The sequence below is a fragment of the Nocardia sp. NPDC049526 genome, assembly GCF_044465765.1.
Taxonomy (GTDB): domain Bacteria; phylum Actinomycetota; class Actinomycetes; order Mycobacteriales; family Mycobacteriaceae; genus Nocardia.
In genome coordinates, this window is sequence record NZ_JBITMA010000002.1 from 907761 (window position 1) to 923681 (window position 15921).

The 15921-nt window shown below is 66.5% G+C and carries 12 protein-coding genes; 6 read left to right on the forward strand and 6 right to left on the reverse strand.

Annotated features, from left to right (window positions below):
• Positions 1-81 precede the first annotated feature (81 nt).
• Both ACIBW7_RS08860 and ACIBW7_RS08865 read right to left on the reverse strand, forming a co-directional pair.
• Complete coding sequence (locus tag ACIBW7_RS08860; protein ID WP_397045496.1) at positions 82-2850, reverse strand: GNAT family N-acetyltransferase; 2769 nt, start codon at positions 2848-2850, stop codon at positions 82-84.
• On the reverse strand, positions 2843-4120 hold the full coding sequence (locus ACIBW7_RS08865) for an acetoin utilization protein AcuC (RefSeq protein WP_397045498.1): 1278 nt from the start codon (positions 4118-4120) through the stop codon (positions 2843-2845). The genes ACIBW7_RS08860 and ACIBW7_RS08865 overlap by 8 nt, the downstream gene beginning before the upstream one ends.
• A gap of 199 nt (positions 4121-4319) precedes the next feature.
• On the opposite strand from ACIBW7_RS08865, the gene ACIBW7_RS08870 reads away from it, so the two are divergent.
• Both ACIBW7_RS08870 and galE read left to right on the forward strand, forming a co-directional pair.
• A complete protein-coding gene (locus ACIBW7_RS08870; RefSeq protein ID WP_397045500.1) occupies positions 4320-5006 on the forward strand; it encodes an iron dependent repressor, metal binding and dimerization domain protein in 687 nt (228 codons plus the stop codon).
• Between the two features lie 3 nt (positions 5007-5009).
• Positions 5010-5990, forward strand: a complete 981-nt coding sequence (gene galE, locus ACIBW7_RS08875; RefSeq protein WP_397045501.1) for a UDP-glucose 4-epimerase GalE — start codon at positions 5010-5012, stop codon at positions 5988-5990.
• A 102-nt stretch (positions 5991-6092) separates the two neighbouring features.
• Here galE and ACIBW7_RS08880 read toward each other — a convergent pair whose 3' ends face one another.
• Together ACIBW7_RS08880 and ACIBW7_RS08885 are read right to left on the reverse strand one after the other, a co-directional pair.
• Positions 6093-7316, reverse strand: coding sequence for a DUF4192 domain-containing protein (locus ACIBW7_RS08880; protein ID WP_397045503.1), 1224 nt, complete (start codon positions 7314-7316; stop codon positions 6093-6095).
• A gap of 668 nt (positions 7317-7984) precedes the next feature.
• Positions 7985-8707, reverse strand: a complete 723-nt coding sequence (locus ACIBW7_RS08885) for a sensor domain-containing protein (protein ID WP_397045505.1) — start codon at positions 8705-8707, stop codon at positions 7985-7987.
• 234 nt (positions 8708-8941) lie between these two features.
• Here ACIBW7_RS08885 and ACIBW7_RS08890 point away from each other — a divergent pair, with 234 nt between their 5' ends.
• The 4 genes from ACIBW7_RS08890 (at position 8942) to speD (ending at position 14873) form a co-directional block, all read left to right on the forward strand.
• The gene (locus ACIBW7_RS08890) at positions 8942-9886 is read left to right on the forward strand and encodes a PAC2 family protein (RefSeq protein ID WP_397045507.1); all 945 of its coding nucleotides are present in this window, start codon (positions 8942-8944) and stop codon (positions 9884-9886) included.
• Between the two features lie 50 nt (positions 9887-9936).
• The gene (locus tag ACIBW7_RS08895) at positions 9937-12435 is read left to right on the forward strand and encodes a DEAD/DEAH box helicase (protein ID WP_397045509.1); all 2499 of its coding nucleotides are present in this window, start codon (positions 9937-9939) and stop codon (positions 12433-12435) included.
• Positions 12436-12561: 126 nt separating this feature from the next.
• Positions 12562-13662 carry a type III PLP-dependent enzyme gene (locus ACIBW7_RS08900; protein WP_397045787.1) on the forward strand — a complete coding sequence of 367 codons (1101 nt, stop codon included), beginning with the start codon at positions 12562-12564 and terminating at the stop codon, positions 13660-13662.
• A gap of 8 nt (positions 13663-13670) precedes the next feature.
• Positions 13671-14873, forward strand: coding sequence for an adenosylmethionine decarboxylase (gene speD / locus ACIBW7_RS08905; RefSeq protein WP_397045511.1), 1203 nt, complete (start codon positions 13671-13673; stop codon positions 14871-14873).
• Positions 14874-14937: 64 nt separating this feature from the next.
• On the opposite strand, the gene ACIBW7_RS08910 is transcribed toward speD, so the two are convergent.
• On the reverse strand, positions 14938-15165 hold the full coding sequence (locus tag ACIBW7_RS08910; protein WP_397045513.1) for a 4-oxalocrotonate tautomerase family protein: 228 nt from the start codon (positions 15163-15165) through the stop codon (positions 14938-14940).
• The gene (locus ACIBW7_RS08915) at positions 15166-15906 is read right to left on the reverse strand and encodes an SDR family NAD(P)-dependent oxidoreductase (RefSeq protein ID WP_397045515.1); all 741 of its coding nucleotides are present in this window, start codon (positions 15904-15906) and stop codon (positions 15166-15168) included.
• Between the last annotated feature and the right edge of the window lie 15 nt (positions 15907-15921).

The following is a 15921-nucleotide window of genomic DNA, read 5'->3' on the forward strand; positions in this document are numbered from 1 at the left end:
GACTGCGGCACGCGCGACTGCAGCAGATTGCTGCGTTGAGCGGGGGCGTACGGCCCTGGGGCAGCGGTGAGTTGCGCGAGCTCAGCCGAGGCGGCGGGGGCCGGTGTCGAAGCGGCTGGGTTGGGGACCGAAGCGGGCTCGGGCGTAGAGGATTGCGGCGGCGTTGGCGGAGGCGAGGACGGGGTCGAAGGATAGTTCCCGGATTTCGGGGAGGTCGTCGAATAGGGCCGAGACGCGTTGGGCGAGTTCGACAAGTGCGGGTTTATCGACGCGGGGGCTGGCGGGGGTGCCGGAGAGGAGTGGGGCGGCGCGGGGGGCGTCGATGAGGGCGGTCGCTTCGTCGGCGGTGAGTGGGAGGGCGCGGTAGGCGCGGTCGCCGAGGAGTTCGATGATCATGCCGGAGAGGCCGAATTCGATCACCGAGCCGAAGGACGGGTCATCCTGCACCCGCAGCACGCAGCCGACGCCGGGGCTGGCCATCTTCTGGACGTGCACAGCGGGATCACCGCATAGTTCCACCAGGTGTGAGTAGGCCTGGCGCACGGCTTCAGGCCGCCACAGGTCCAGCCGAACCCCGCTGAGATCCGGTCGGCGCCGCCACATTTCGCCGGTCGCCTTGGCCGCGACCGGATAGCCGAGTTCTTCGGCCGCCGCCACTGCCTCGTCGGCGCTGCGAACCTCACGGAATTCGACGACGCGAATTCCGTAGCAGTCCAACAGGTCCACGGCCTCCAGGTCGGTGAGCCAACGTCCGTCGGATTCGCGCATCCAGCCCGCGACCAGCCGCGCGGCCCGTTCCGCATCGATGCCCGCCGGACGCACTACGGTCGACACCGGTTTCGTGCGCCATTGCGCGTACCGGTGCGCCCTGGCCAGCGCCCGTGCGGCCCGCTCGGGATCCGGATAGGACGGTATCGAGCCGCGCACCGCCGTACCGCCCGGACCGCGCATGGCCAGTAGGTTCGGAATCCCTTGCTCGGCAACGAAAGTGGTGAGAATGGGTTTCGCCGAATCGGGCACGGCCGCTGCGGCCTCGCGAATGGCATCGGCGAATCCGGCCATAGGCAGCGGCACCGGCGGCGCGAAAACCACAATAACCGCGTCGATCTCGTCCGAGCGCAGCGCGGCGACCACCGCATCCAGATAGGCACCGGGCGTCGCGTCGGGCCCCAAGTTCACCGGATCGCCGATCGACTCCTCGTCCACCACACGCTCGGTCGGGCGCGGTCGCCGAACATTGTCGAACGGCACCGCGGCTGGACGTCGGACCTCGAGCCCCTCACCGCGTGCGGCATCGACGGCGAGCCAGTTCAGCGCCGCGCTATTGCCGATCACGGCGACCCGAGGACCGGCAGGCAGCGGCTGATAGCCCACCAGTGCCGCGCAATCGAACAGCTCCGAAATCGAGTCGACCTGAACGATTCCCGACTGCGCGAACAGGTCCCGCACGATCGATCGGTCCATATCGCCGGTCGGCTGGGCCCGCGCGGCCAATCGCCCACTGCTCACCGCGACGATCGGTTTACTCCGCGCGACCCGACGCGCGATTCGGGAAAATTTGCGCGGATTACCGAAGCTCTCCAGATACAGCAGGATCACATCGGTGGCGGAGTCGGTGTCCCAGTATTGCAGCAGGTCGTTGCCGGACACATCCGCGCGATTACCCGCCGAGACGAAGGTCGACAACCCGAGGTTGCGCGCGGCGGCCTCACCGAGGATGGCCGCGCCCAACGGCCCGGACTGACAGAAGAATCCGATGCGCCCCGGCCCAGGCAGTACCGAAGCCAGGGTTGCGTTCAACGAAACCGAGGCATCGGTATTGGCGATGCCGAGCGCGCTGGGCCCGACCACCCGCATCCCGTGTCCACGTGCGGCGGCAACCAACTCGTGTTCGGCGACCACACCGCCATCACCGGTCTCCCCGAAGCCCGCGGTGAGCACGACCAATCCCTTGACGCCCTTGGCCATACAGTCGTCCAGGACAGAGCTGATCGCCTCCGCAGGCACGGCAACCACCGCGAGATCCACCTCATCGGGAATGTCGCGCACCGTCGGGTAAGCCCGCACCCCGCGTACCGCTCGCCGGTTCGGATTGACCGGGAACACCGGACCTTGGAAAACCCCAGAAAGCAGATTGGCCAAGATCACTCCGCCGACCCGGGCCGGGCCCACGGTGGCGCCGATCACCGCGACCGAACGCGGCGCGAGCAGATTGCCGACACTGCGCGCCTCGGAGGCGCGTTCGCGCGAATCCCGCACCGAGAGCAGGGCTTCGGTGGGATCGATGGCGAATTCCAGATGCAGCACCGAACCGTCCCTGGCGCGCTCGACCTGATAGCCCGCGTCACGGAATACGGTGACCATCACAGTGTTCTCGGCGAGCACCTCCGCGACGAACGTCTCGATCTTGTTCTCCGCGGCCGCACCCGCCAGATGTTCGAGCAGGATGGAACCGAGCCCGCGTCCCTGATGCTCGTCGGCCACCACGAATGCGACTTCGGCGGCGCGCGGGCCAGTGCGGTCGGTCAGCAGTTCGTAGCGGCCGACCGCGATGATCGCCTCACCCAGTACCAGTAGCAGTCCGACCCGGTCGTGGTGGTCGACGTGGGTGGAGCGATACAGATCCTTGGGCGAAATACGCGGGTACGGACCGAAGTAGCGCAGATATCGGGAGCGATCCGACAGTGCCGTGTGGAACTGCTGCAGTCGCTCGACGTCATCGGGCGTGATCGGGCGCAGCCGCACCACGCCACCGTCCGAGGCGAGCACATCGGCGAACCAGTGCTGTGGCGGCGGAGGCGGTACCACGGGCGTACTCGGGGAATCCGGGACGGGCGGGTTCTCAGTCACGGGGGTCCTCCGGATCAAGGCCGAGCAACCCGAAGGTGGCTCGGCGCGTGGCCAAGACGGCCGTATCGATAGCGCGTTGCGCGCGGTCGGTGCGCGCGTCCCCAGTTTCCCCCGTGCCGCCGGGACCATCCCATGTGCGGTAGGCGGTATCACCACCGTCACCCATGGTGCGCGGCGGATCGACGGTCGGCGCCGCGGACTGGATCATATCGATCCAGTCCTGCGGCACCGCGGTTTCCGGAGCGATGGTGCGATCCAGCGCGGTCGCCAGCAGATGCGTCCAGGCGCGCGGCACCACCCGCACCAGGCCGTAGCCACCGCCGCCGACTGCGAGCCAACGGCCTTCGGCGTACTCGTCGGCCAGATCGCGCATGGCGATGAAGGCGGCGCGTTGACCGTCGACGGTCAGCTCCATATCGGCGAGTGGGTCCTCCCGATGGGTGTCGACACCGCATTGGCTGACCACGATCTGCGGTCGGAACGCCGCCAGCGCACCGGGCACGATCGCGTGAAAGCCGCGCAGCCACTGCGGGTCCCGGGTGCCCGGCAGGACCGCCAGATTGATCGCGGTGCCCTCGGCGGCGCCGTGGCCGGTCTCCTCCGGCCAGCCGGTATTGGGCCACAGCGTGGCCGGATGCTGATGAATCGAGATCGTCAGCACTCGGGGGTCGCCGTAAAAGGCGCGCTGCACACCATCACCGTGATGCACGTCGACATCGATGTAGGCGATCCGATCGAATCCGTTGTCCAGCAGCCAGGAGATGGCCACGGCCGCATCGTTGTAGATGCAGAATCCGGCCGCCGAATCCGGCATCGCGTGGTGCATGCCGCCGCCGATGCTCACTGCGCGCCGGGTGCGCCCCTGGGCGATCTCGCGTGCCGCAGTCAATGTGCCGCCGACGATCACCGAGGCTGCCTGGTGCATCCGCGGGAACACCGGATTGTCCGGTGAGCCGAGACCGTACGGCGGTGCGAGCGGCGCACCCGCGGGCGGTGTGGCATGTTCGACGGCCTCTATGTAGTCCGCGGTATGGATGCGCAGCAAATCGGACACTTCGGCCCGCTCGGGCACCAATCGCTCGACACCGTCGAGCAATCCGAGACTTTCCGCCAGGGCCATGGTGAACTGCAGGCGCGCCGGTTTCATGGGGTGCTCCGGCGTCCATGCGTAGTCGAGGAAGCGGTCGGTCCAGACAACCGTGCCGGATCGCGCCTCGAGATCACCTTCGTCGAGCGGCGCGGACTGTTCGCCGTGCGGTGCAGTGGCCATGCTCGCAACGCTACGCGGGAAGGTAACGGCCCCGTTGGACGTTGGTATGCAGTAGAAATACAAGCGAGAGCGAATACGGTGACAGGCCGTGCGCCGACAGAATTCCCACAGCGCAGTCACGGGTGTAGCGCGAAACCACGCGGGCACACGGGGGTGCCGACGTGCGTGGGTAGAATTCGTGCCGACGAAGGGGTAACAGGTGAAGGATCTGGTCGACACCACGGAGATGTACCTCCGTACCATCTACGACCTCGAGGAAGAGGGCGTGGTGCCCCTGCGTGCGCGCATCGCCGAGCGCCTCGAGCAGAGTGGGCCGACGGTCAGCCAGACCGTCGCGCGGATGGAACGCGATGGTCTGCTGCTGGTCGCCGGTGACCGCCATCTCGAACTGACCGACAAGGGCCGCAGCATGGCGGTCGCGGTCATGCGCAAGCATCGCCTCGCGGAACGGCTGCTCGTCGACATTATCGGGCTCGACTGGCAGAACGTGCACGCCGAGGCGTGCCGCTGGGAACACGTCATGAGTGAGGATGTCGAGCGGCGGCTGGTCGAGGTGCTCAACCACCCGACCACCTCCCCTTACGGCAACCCGATTCCGGGCCTGGACGAGTTGGGCCTCGCCCCGCAGAGCGGAGCCGACGAGACCCTGGTGCGGCTGTCGGATCTGTCGCACGGCCAGGTGCACGCGGTCGTGGTGCGCCGTCTCGCCGAGCACATCCAGACCGATCCCGAGGTCATCGGCCGGCTGCGGGAGGCGGGCGTAGTGCCCGACGCGCGCGTGACGGTCGAGACCAAGCCCGGCTCGGTGGTCATCACCGTGCCCGGCCACGTGGGTTTCGAGCTCTCGGACGAGATGGCCCACGCCGTCCAGGTGAAGTTGGTCTGAGACGTGAAACTTCTGGTCACGGGTGGCGCGGGCTATGTCGGTGGCGTCTGCGCGCAGGTTCTGCTCGAATCGGGGCACGAGGTCGTGGTAGTCGACGATCTGTCGACCGGCAATGCCGAGGGCGTGCCTACCGAGGCGCGATTCGTCGAGGGTGATGTCGCGGTCGCCGCGCCCGCCCTGCTCGAGGCCGAATCCTTCGACGGTGTCCTGCATTTCGCGGCGCAGTCGCTGGTCGGTGAGTCGGTGCAGCAGCCGGAGAAGTACTGGCACGGCAATGTGGTGAAGACGCTCGAGCTGCTGGAGGCGATGCGCCGCACCGAGACGCCGCGGCTGGTCTTCTCCTCGACCGCGGCCGTATACGGCGAACCCGAGCGGGTGCCGATCACCGAGGATGCGCCGACCCGGCCAACGAACCCCTACGGCGCCTCCAAACTGGCCATCGACCACGCCATCACCTCCTATTCGATCGCGCACGGTCTCGCCGCGACCAGCCTGCGCTACTTCAACGTCGCGGGCGCCTACGGCGGCCTCGGCGAAAACCGGGTGGTGGAAACCCATCTCATCCCCCTCGTGCTCCAGGTCGCCCTCGGGCATCGCAAGGCGATCTCGGTCTTCGGCACCGACTGGCCCACACCCGACGGCACCGCGGTCCGCGATTACATCCACATTCGCGATCTCGCCGATGCCCACCTGCTGGCCCTCGGCTCCGCCGAATCCGGCACACATCGTATCTGCAATCTCGGCAGCGGCACCGGTTTCTCGGTCCGCGAGGTGATTTCGGCCTGCGAGCGCGTCACCGGGCTGCCCATCGCCGCCCAGGACGCACCACGCCGCGCCGGCGACCCGGCCACGCTGATCGCGTCCAGCGACCGCGCTGTCACCGACCTCGGCTGGCAGCCCAAGCACAACAATCTGGACGAAATCGTCGCCGATGCTTGGGAATTCCTGCGTGACCTCGGTCCGCTTGCACACAGCGCGAAGTAGGCCGGCGCACCATCGAGCGCGGTCACATGGTGGTGCCGCATTTGCCACGACCACCATGTGACTCGCCAGCTCACCTCTGACCACCCGAGAACGCGAACGGGCTCACCGGACAACCGGCCCCAAGTCGATGCCGAGGTCCGCGGCAATGCCGAGCCCGCAGTAGGCAAGGCGGCGGAGCGTATCCGGGCGCATCCCGGTGCGCAGTGAGATCTCGAGCAAACTCGCCATGGAATGGGCGGGATCGGCTTCCAAGGCCGCCTGCAGTGCGATGCCGGCGAGCGGCCCGTCACCGCGGATGTAGGCGCTGTAGCCGAGAAGTGTTGCCGCATCGGCACGGTCGCTGCCCGACAGTGCATGCGTCAGCGCCACCCAGAGCGTTTCCGCAGGGGCGGCGTGGTCTCCGACTGCCAGCCCGAACAGCGAGTCGCGCACCGTCCGATCACGCAGTGCCGCGGCCAGTTCCGCGTATTCCTGGACGTTGAGGGCCACACCGGAGGCGATGTTGGCGATCTGCCACAGCACATGTTCGAGTGCCCGCCGGTGGTATCCGTCCGGATCACCGCGCCGGACGGCCGCCGCGTACCGCTCGTGCGCGAGCGCGCGAGCGCTGTCCAGATGTACCGCGACCTGGTGCGTCAGTTCCTCATCCGGTGCGACCAGAGCGGTCAGCTCCGAACGGGTTCCGCGGATCGGCCGCCCTTCGAGCACATGCGCCACCGTGACCATCGATGTGGCCGGATCCGGCAGCGTCCCATGGTGATTGGCATCGAGCAGACTCCACCACCGCTGATCCGCGTCGATGGCGCGCACTGCCCAGGCGCCCTCGAGGTACACCTCGGCCCGCGCCAGTCGGCGCGCGAACGCCGCGATGAGAGTGCCCAACGGTCCCGTACTCCCCGCACCGTTTCGGCGCGTGTGCCGCGGTTCGCGCACCCGGTCATCGACGATCACCGCGAGTACTTCCGTCGCCCCCTCAGCGGCACAGATGTGCGAAACACACTCCGCATATGCCGCCGCGAGCCCCCGCCGACTCCCGCCTTCCTGATCCAAATCGAACCGCACCACCGCATCGATGACCGGACTCTGCTCCGCATCGGTCGCGCCCCGCAGCACCGCCACCACCAGCGACCGCTCCGGGACGAATCCGACCATGGCGGGCACCGCCACAATCAATTCACCGGGATCGTCGACATGCAGTGAATCCCCTGGCATCCGATCCCCGAATTCCGGCGGCGGTTCCGCGCAGATTCCCGGGCGCGACTCTTTCCCGAAACCTCGTGTGCATTCGGATAATTCGTCGTCGACATCAGGGTCGAAGAAGGACACCGAATCGATTCGAGCCGAGACCTTGTCCACGGGCCACGTGCGATATGTATGCGCCCCAACGCTGTCGCGCGCTGGTTCATCGAAACGCGGCGCAGGAACAGTGCCACTCGAGTACGCAATGGTGTGCGAGCCCGCAGTTTCGTCGACATACACCGCGCGATCCGCTACGCCAGTAGCAGCACCCAGACGCCCGGCAGCTGGATAATCCGCTGGCTTGTCGGTACCTGTTCCGGCACCATCACGTGGCGATACGGCATCAGGACTTTCCATTGGCTGGTCGATTAGCACACCGCCACCCGTATCCGCGCCGTCATGCGAATCCTCGACATCGGGGTGGCCCGAGTCGCTGACACGCGACGAGTGAGCGGATTTGCGGAGGTGAACGGCGGGGCTTGTGCAAAAACCGGTGCGCGGCGATGCGCCGTCGCCTGGATCTCCGAGGGCGGGAGCGGCATTCGTGGAAGTCGTCATGCATCGAGGGTGCGCTCACCCACCTCGAAGCCCGGGACACTGACCTGGGGATATCGCGGGACCGAATTGCCCTGTGGAAAACACACGGACTGTGGACGAACCGGGGATCGGACACGAATACGGCGACGACTATGTCGGTGCCACCTGCTACTGTCCGGCCGCAAGCTCCAGCCACCGAGCGGCGGAGGCCGCCGCGTTCACCCCTGCTTCACTTTCCGCACCGCCGTCGTGAACAACTCGTCCAATGCCGCCGGATCCGGCTTCGCATCGCCGAATGTCATGTACGTCACCGTGATTCGCACATCGGCGACCTGCCCGGTCAGAGTCTGCATCGACTGCATCAGCCCGGCCGCACTCACCTGCGGCGCCACCGTGCGGCGCAGCGCGAGCGTGTCGTCGGCATCGATCGTCGGCGACGCTTGCAGTTCGGTGGTCACAATCGTCGTCGCACCCGCTCGGCTCACGCGCACCTGCTGACACCGCTTCAACTGGTCACGCATCGTCGACAACGGCTGTCCGGTCCTGGTCAACTCCACGGTCATCGTGGCACGCGTGTCGTTGTCGGTGCCCACCGCGACGGCCGTCTGATTCGGACCGAATTGCTGGGCGGGCGGGACACATCCGTCGGGCTGCACCGTCGAGCCGCGCCCGACCCCGGTCAGATCCCCCGCCGCCTGCGCGGCCGCCTCCGGTGGCAGCACGACCGCCTCGTATCTGCCCGGGAACTGCGCGGGATCGGGCAGCAGCGTCGAAAGCTGTGCCGTCACATACCGCGTCCCCGCACTCGGACCGGAGGCGACCGGATGTCCGGTCACCGTCGACGCGCAGCCGACGAGCAGCACCGCACTCGCGGCGAGGGGCACCCAACCCGATACCCCGAATCCGCGTGGCCCCCAGCGCGTCGAATTCGGCACAGTCACCGGTTCACTGTGCCAAACTCCCCGTGCCCGCCCACGATGCCACGCCGGTTCTTCGAGTGACCGGGAATGTGCGGGGTACTACTGATGTTGCCCTGTCTTATGGGTCGGTGTCGCCCGTGGCAACGTGTGTCGGGCCCATGGGGGACAATGGACAGTGGTTGACCGCCGCGAATTGCCCAACAGGCCTGTGAACCTGGAAGCTCGCGTCGGTGAACCGCGCAGGAAGGAGACGCGATGGACCACGAGTCGCGAATGTACGAGTTGGAGTTCCCAGCTCCGCAGCTGTCGAACGACGATGGCTTGGGTCCGGTCCTGGTACACGGACTGGAGGGCTTCACCGATGCCGGGCATGCGGTGCGGCTGGCCACGACGCACCTGCGCGAGAGTCTCGAGAGCGAGCTGGTCGCCTCGTTCGATGTCGACGAGTTGCTGGACTACCGCTCGCGTCGTCCGCTGATGACCTTCAAGACCGACCATTTCTCGGATTACGCCGAACCCGAGCTGAATCTCTGGGCGCTGCGTGATGCCGCGGGCACCCCGTTCCTGCTGCTGTCCGGCCTGGAACCGGATCTGCGCTGGGAGAAATTCACCACGGCGGTGCGTCTGCTCGCCGAACAGCTCGGTGTGCGTCGCAGCATCGGACTGAGCGCCATTCCGATGGCGATCCCGCATACCCGCCCGCTCGGCATTACCGCGCACTCCTCCGACCGCGACCTCATCGCTGATCATCAGCGCTGGCCGGGCGAACTACAGGTGCCGGGCAGCGCGTCCTCGCTGCTGGAGTACCGGATGGCCCAGCACGGCCACGAATCCGTCGGATTCTCGGTGCACGTACCGCATTACCTCGCGCAGACCGCCTACCCGGAGGCGGCGCAGACCCTGCTCGAGCACGTTGCCGACAATGCGGGCCTGGAATTCTCGCTGGCCGCGCTCGGTGAGGCCGCCGCGCGGGTGCGCGAGCAGGTCAACGAGCACATCGCGGGGAATTCCGAAGTCGAGACCGTGGTGCACGCGCTCGAGCGCCAGTACGACAGCTTCGTCTCCGCGCAGGAACGCCAGTCGAGCCTGCTGGTCGGCGATGGTGAACTGCCCAGCGGCGACGAATTGGGCGCCGAGTTCGAGCGTTTCCTGGCCGAGCAGGGCGGCTACGACGGCGACCAGGACGAACAGTCCAACTGACCCGATCACCCCTGACGGGACCATAGACGGCTGCCCGTAGGGTGGTCGGAGTGGATCTGACCGAACTGCTGGAGATACCGGGAACCGACGCCGACGCGCTCTACGAATCCTTCGGGACATGGGCGGCCGAGCAGGGCACCCCGCTGTATCCGGCGCAGGACGAGGCGCTACTGGAATTGGCGTCCGGATCCAATGTCATCCTGGCCACCCCCACCGGATCCGGTAAATCCCTTGTCGCGGTCGGCGCGCATCTGTTCGCGCTGACGCGCGGACTGCGCACCTACTACACCGCACCCATCAAAGCACTGGTCAGCGAGAAGTTCTTCGCCCTGTGCGAGGTTTTCGGCGCGGACCGGGTCGGCATGGTGACCGGTGACGCGGCGGTGAATCCGGAGGCGCCGATCATCTGCGCCACCGCCGAGATCCTGGCGAATATGGCGCTGCGCGAGGGCGCGGCCGCCGATGTCGGCCAGGTCGTGATGGACGAATTCCACTTCTACGCCGATCCGGACCGCGGCTGGGCCTGGCAGGTTCCGCTGCTGGAACTCCCGCGCGCCCAATTCCTGCTGATGTCGGCAACTCTCGGCGAGGTCGACTTCTTCGCCGCCGATCTCGAGCGTCGCACCGGTAATCCGACCGCCATCGTCGCGGGCACCGAACGTCCTGTCCCGCTGAGCTTTTCCTACGCGCGCACCCCGATCACCGAAACTCTGGAAGATCTCGTCACGACCAACCAGTCACCGGTGTACGTCGTGCACTTCACCCAGGCCGCCGCATTGGAACGTGCGCAGGCGCTGACCAGCGTCAACTTCGCCACGCGCGCCGAAAAGGACGCCATCGCAACGGCACTGGGCGATTTCCGGTTCTCCTCCGGGTTCGGCAAGACCCTGTCCCGGCTGATCCGCCACGGTATCGGCGTACATCACGCGGGCATGCTGCCCAAGTACCGCCGGCTGGTGGAGCGCCTGGCCCAGGACGGTCTGCTGAAGGTGGTGTGCGGCACCGACACCCTGGGCGTCGGCATCAACGTGCCGATCCGCACCGTACTGCTCACCGGCCTCACCAAATTCGACGGTGTGCGCACCCGCAGGCTCAAGGCCCGCGAATTCCATCAGATCGCGGGGCGCGCGGGACGGGCGGGCTACGACACCATGGGCACCGTGGTCGTGCAGGCTCCCGACCACGAGGTGGAGAACACCCGGCTGCTGGCCAAGGCGGGCGACGATCCGAAGAAGCAGCGGAAGGTGGTGCGCCGCAAACCGCCGGAGGGCTTCGTCTCCTGGAGCGAGGAGACTTTCGACCGGCTCGTCGCCGCCAGCCCCGAACCGATGGTGTCGCGCTTCAATGTGACGAACTCCATGCTGCTCAATGTGATCGCCCGCCCGGGCAATTGCTTCGACGCCATGCGCCATCTGCTGGAGGACAATCACGAGCCCCGCCCCGCGCAACGCCGCCACATCCTGCGCGCCATCCGCCTGTATCGCGCCCTGCGCGATGCCGGTGTGGTGCAACAGCTTCCCGAACCCGACGCACAGGGCCGCCGCGCCAGACTCACCGTCGACCTGCAGCGCGATTTCGCGCTCGACCAGCCCCTGTCCCCCTTCGCCCTCGCCGCGCTCGACCTGCTCGACAAGGACACCCCCGGCTACACCCTCGACGTCATCTCCCTCATCGAATCGACGCTCGAGGATCCGCGCCAGCTGCTGATGGCCCAGCAGCACAAGGCCCGCGGCCAGGCGATCAACGAGATGAAGGCCGACGGCATCGAATACGACGAACGCATGGAGCTGCTGGAAGAGGTCACCTGGCCCAAACCGCTGGCCGAGCTGATCGAACCCGCCTTCGAAACCTACCGAGCCGGGCACCCCTGGATGTCGGAATTCGCCCCGTCCCCCAAATCTGTCGTCCGCGACATGATCGAACGATCGATGACCTTCGCCGAGCTGATCTCGCATTACGAGCTGGCCCGCTCCGAGGGGGTGGTGCTGCGCTATCTCGCCGACGCCTACCGCGCGCTACGACGCACCGTCCCGGAATCCGCACGCACCGAGGATCTCGACGATATGACCGAATGGCTTGGCGAGCTTGTACGCCAAGTGGATTCGAGTCTGCTCGACGAATGGGAGCAGCTCACCAATCCGGGCGCGGAGACCGATGCCGATCAACTCGCCTTCGGCGCGGAAACGGTGCGGCCGATCTCGGCCAACGAGCGCGCGTTCAAGGTGATGATCCGCAATGCCATGTTCCGTCGCGTCGAACTCGTCGCGCTGCGCCGCTGGGATACCCTCGCCGAGCTGGGCACCGGACCGGACTGGGCGGCCGAGCTGACCCCCTACTTCGACGAGTACGAAAGCATCGGCACCGGCCCGGATGCTCGCGGCCCGCAACTGTTCCAGGTAGAACAACGCCCCGGTTTCTGGCGGGTGCGCCAGGTGCTCGACGATCCCGCCGGGGACCGCGGCTGGGCGCTGGCAGCGGTGGTCGATCTCGCCGAGTCCGATGCCGCGGGCGAGGTCGTATTCGACGAGGTCACGGTAGTCGCGGGGTGATCATGATCAAGGTGTCGTCAACGAGTTGGTTACCAGGGGCATCGCGCTGATACTCTCTCGCGCGGTGCCTGAACGACGGCCGACCCCCAAACGACGGAGAGTTCCCTTAGATTGACCGGTTCAAACCTGCCCGAATCGCCCTATCTGGCCATCCACCCAGAGCGGGTGCGCGAGAACTACCGCGCACTCCAGGCCGCGGTACCCGGAGCCCGAATACGCTTCGCGGTCAAGGCGAGTCCGGTCCCGGAGCTCATCCGTCTGCTCGACCGTCACGGCGCGGAGTTCGATGTCGCCAGTGTCGGTGAGATCGAACTGTGCATGCACGAGGGCGTCGCCCCGGCCCGCATGTGCTATGGGAACCCGATCAAGAAAGCCGCCCACATCGCGGCCGCCTACGCCGCGGGTGTGCGCCGCTATGCCTTCGACACCGAAGACGATCTGCTGCGCATCGTCGAGCACGCGCCGGGTTCGGAGGTCGAATGCCGGTTCCTGTCCTCGGCGCCGCAGTCGACGACTCCCTTCGGCACCAAATTCGGCTGCTCCCCCGCGGAGGCGCTGCGCCTGCTGGTGCGCGCCCGCGATCTCGGACTGATCGTCGGGGGTCCGTACTTCCATGTCGGCTCCCAGCAGACCGACCCCCGGGCCTGGCGCGTCGGTATCGAACAGGCGGGCCGCATCGTGGCAGCGCTTGCGGATAAAGATATTCCGGTGCGCTCGGTGAATATCGGTGGCGGCCTGCCCATTTCGTACGTCGAGGCGGCGCCCGCACTCGACGATATCGGCGCCGTCATCGCGGCCGCCACCGCCGAATTCCTGCCCGAGACCGCCGGACTCGTCATCGAGCCCGGCCGCGCGCTCGTAGGTTCGGCGGGCACCATTCACGCCGAGGTCATCGGCGTGCGCATCGCGCCGGACGGACGGCGCTGGGTGTATCTCGACATCGGCCGCTACAACGGCATGGCCGAGACCGAGAACGAGTACATCGCATACCGCTTCGTCACCGAACGTGACGGAGATCCCGTGGACGAGGCGGTGGTGGCCGGACCGACCTGCGATGGCGACGATGTACTGTATCAACGCACGAAGGTCCTTCTTCCGACCTCGTTGCGAGCCGGTGATCGCATCCAGATCCTCGATACCGGCGCCTATACCGCGAGCTATTCGTCGGTGTCCTTCAATGGTTTTCCGCCCTTGACCGTTCATGTCTCGGGCGCTGAGCGAGAGTGAGTTTGCCTATGACGGCGGAATTCACCGGCTGGCATGTGCTGGCCGAGTTCGGTGGTGTCGACGCAGATCTCTGCGACGATCTCGAACGACTCGAATCGGCGTTGCGCGAGTCTCTGATCGCGGCGGGCGTCACCATCTGCGATGTCGTACACAAGAAGTTCGATCCGCAGGGGGTGACCGTCCTCGCGCTGTTGTCGGAGTCCCACGCCTCGATTCACACTTATCCGGAGTCCGGCGACATCTTTGTCGACGTATTCACCTGCGGAAGTATCGGCGCCGGCGCGTCGAAAGCCGTCGAACTACTGCGAGATAAGTTGTCTCCCAAGTCTGTTCGCATGCAGGTCATCCAGCGCGGGCACGGGTCGACGCGGATCGAGGAGCCGGTGGGCAATGGCCTGACCCGCATCTGGGATCTGCACGAGGTCATCGTCGACACCCACACTCCGTTCCAGCACATGGTGATCGCGCGCACCGAACAGGGCATCAGCCTGTTCTCCGACGACGATCGCCAGTCCACGGAGTTCTCCCAGCTGACCTATCACGAGGCGATGATGGTCCCGGCCTTCGTGCTGGCCGCGAAGCTGGACAAGGTGCTGATCATCGGGTCGGGTGAGGGTGTGGCCAGCCAGATGTCGGTCGCCGCGGGTGCGACGCTGGTGGATCACGTCGATATCGACCAGCGCGAGGTCGAGTTGTGTGCCGAGCACCTGCCCTACGGCTACACCAGCAACGACCTGGCCGCCGCGGTCAAGGGTGAGGGCCCGGTCAAAGTGCACTATGCCGACGGCTGGGACTTCCTTGCCAACGCGAACGAGGCGGGCACCCGCTACGACGTCATAGTCATCGATCTGCCCGACGAGCGGGTCGAGGACGCGCAGCACAACCGGCTCTACGAGTCGGAGTTCCTGTCGCGATGTCGGGCACTGCTCGCACCCGGCGGCGTGCTCAGCGCACAGGCCGGATGCGCGACGATGTGGCGCAACGAGACGCTGAAGCGGTCCTGGAAGCGCTTCCACGAGCAGTTCGACACCGTGGTGCAGTACGGCAGCGATGAGCACGAGTGGACATTTCTGTTCGGGTTGAACGAGCGAATCGATGACCCGGTGCAGGCGATGACCGATCGGCTGGGCACGCTGCCCTACCGCGCCGAGACGATCGATGCGCGGGCGTTGGTGCGCGGCGCGATCGAACCGCACGCGCTGCGCGTTTAGCACGCTCTCGAATCGCACCGGCTCCCAGGGGTTTCCCTTCGAGCCGGTGCGATTCGGCGTTCGGTTACGTGCTCGTGTGCGCTCGAGCCTGCGCCTGCTGCTTGCGCCAGTCCTCGACATTCGTCCCGCCGACACCCCAATCGGTCAGCTCGACCTCGTCGATCACGACGAACGTTGTCGCCGGGTCCTTCCCGAGGACATCGCGCAGCAGATCGGTTACGCCCTTGATCAGTTGGGTCTTCTGCTCGCGCGTGACGCCCTCCTTCGTGACTTTGATATTGACGTAAGGCACTTACGCGGCCCTTCCCGAGATGAATCCGCCGTCGACGGGGAAGATGTGACCGGTGGTGAAGGCGGCGTCCGCGAGATACAGCACCGCCGCGGTGGTTTCGCTCACTTCACCGATTCGGTTGAGCAAAGCGAGTCGGCCCGAGGCGCTTTCGTCGCCGTCACCGAACAGCGGTGTGCGAATGATGCCGGGTGCGACGGCATTGACCCGGATGCCTTCTGCCGCGAGTTCCGCGGCCAGGCTCGTTGTCAGCGCGTGGACGCCACCTTTACTGACCAGTGCCGCCGATGCGGGCAGCCCCGCGAGCGCATGGTTGATCAGCACCGTCCCGATATTCACAATGCTACCACCGCCTTTCTGCGCTTGCAGCTGACGCACGACGGCCTGCGTGGTGAAGTAGGTCCCCTTCAGGTTCCCGCTCAGGTAACCGTCCAGATCCGCCTCGGTGACATCGACGAACGCCTTGGCCCCGAAGATCCCGGCATTGTTCACCAGCACATCGACTCGACCGAACCGCTCCACCGCAAGCCGCACGAGCTCGGAACCCGTTGTGGGCGTACCGATATCACCGGCGAATACCGCCAACCGAGATGGCGCGCCCAATGAGTCCGCCACCGTCGCGAGCTTGTCCGCATCCCGCCCGTTGAGCACGACATTGTCGCCTCGCTCCACGAAGGCCCGAGCGATATCGCGCCCGATCCCACTGGAGGATCCGGTAACGATGACCGTTTTGACCATATTCATCTCTCTTCCTCGTGA

What these genes read in the sequence shown, in the direction of transcription:
- ACIBW7_RS08890 (WP_397045507.1), top strand. Translation starts at nt 8,942, where the DNA reads ATGGACCACGAGTCGCGAATGTACGAGTTGGAGTTCCCAGCTCCGCAG.
- ACIBW7_RS08865 (WP_397045498.1), bottom strand. Translation starts at nt 4,120, where the DNA reads ATGGCCACTGCACCGCACGGCGAACAGTCCGCGCCGCTCGACGAAGGT.
- ACIBW7_RS08915 (WP_397045515.1), bottom strand. Translation starts at nt 15,906, where the DNA reads ATGAATATGGTCAAAACGGTCATCGTTACCGGATCCTCCAGTGGGATC.
- speD (WP_397045511.1), top strand. Translation starts at nt 13,671, where the DNA reads ATGACGGCGGAATTCACCGGCTGGCATGTGCTGGCCGAGTTCGGTGGT.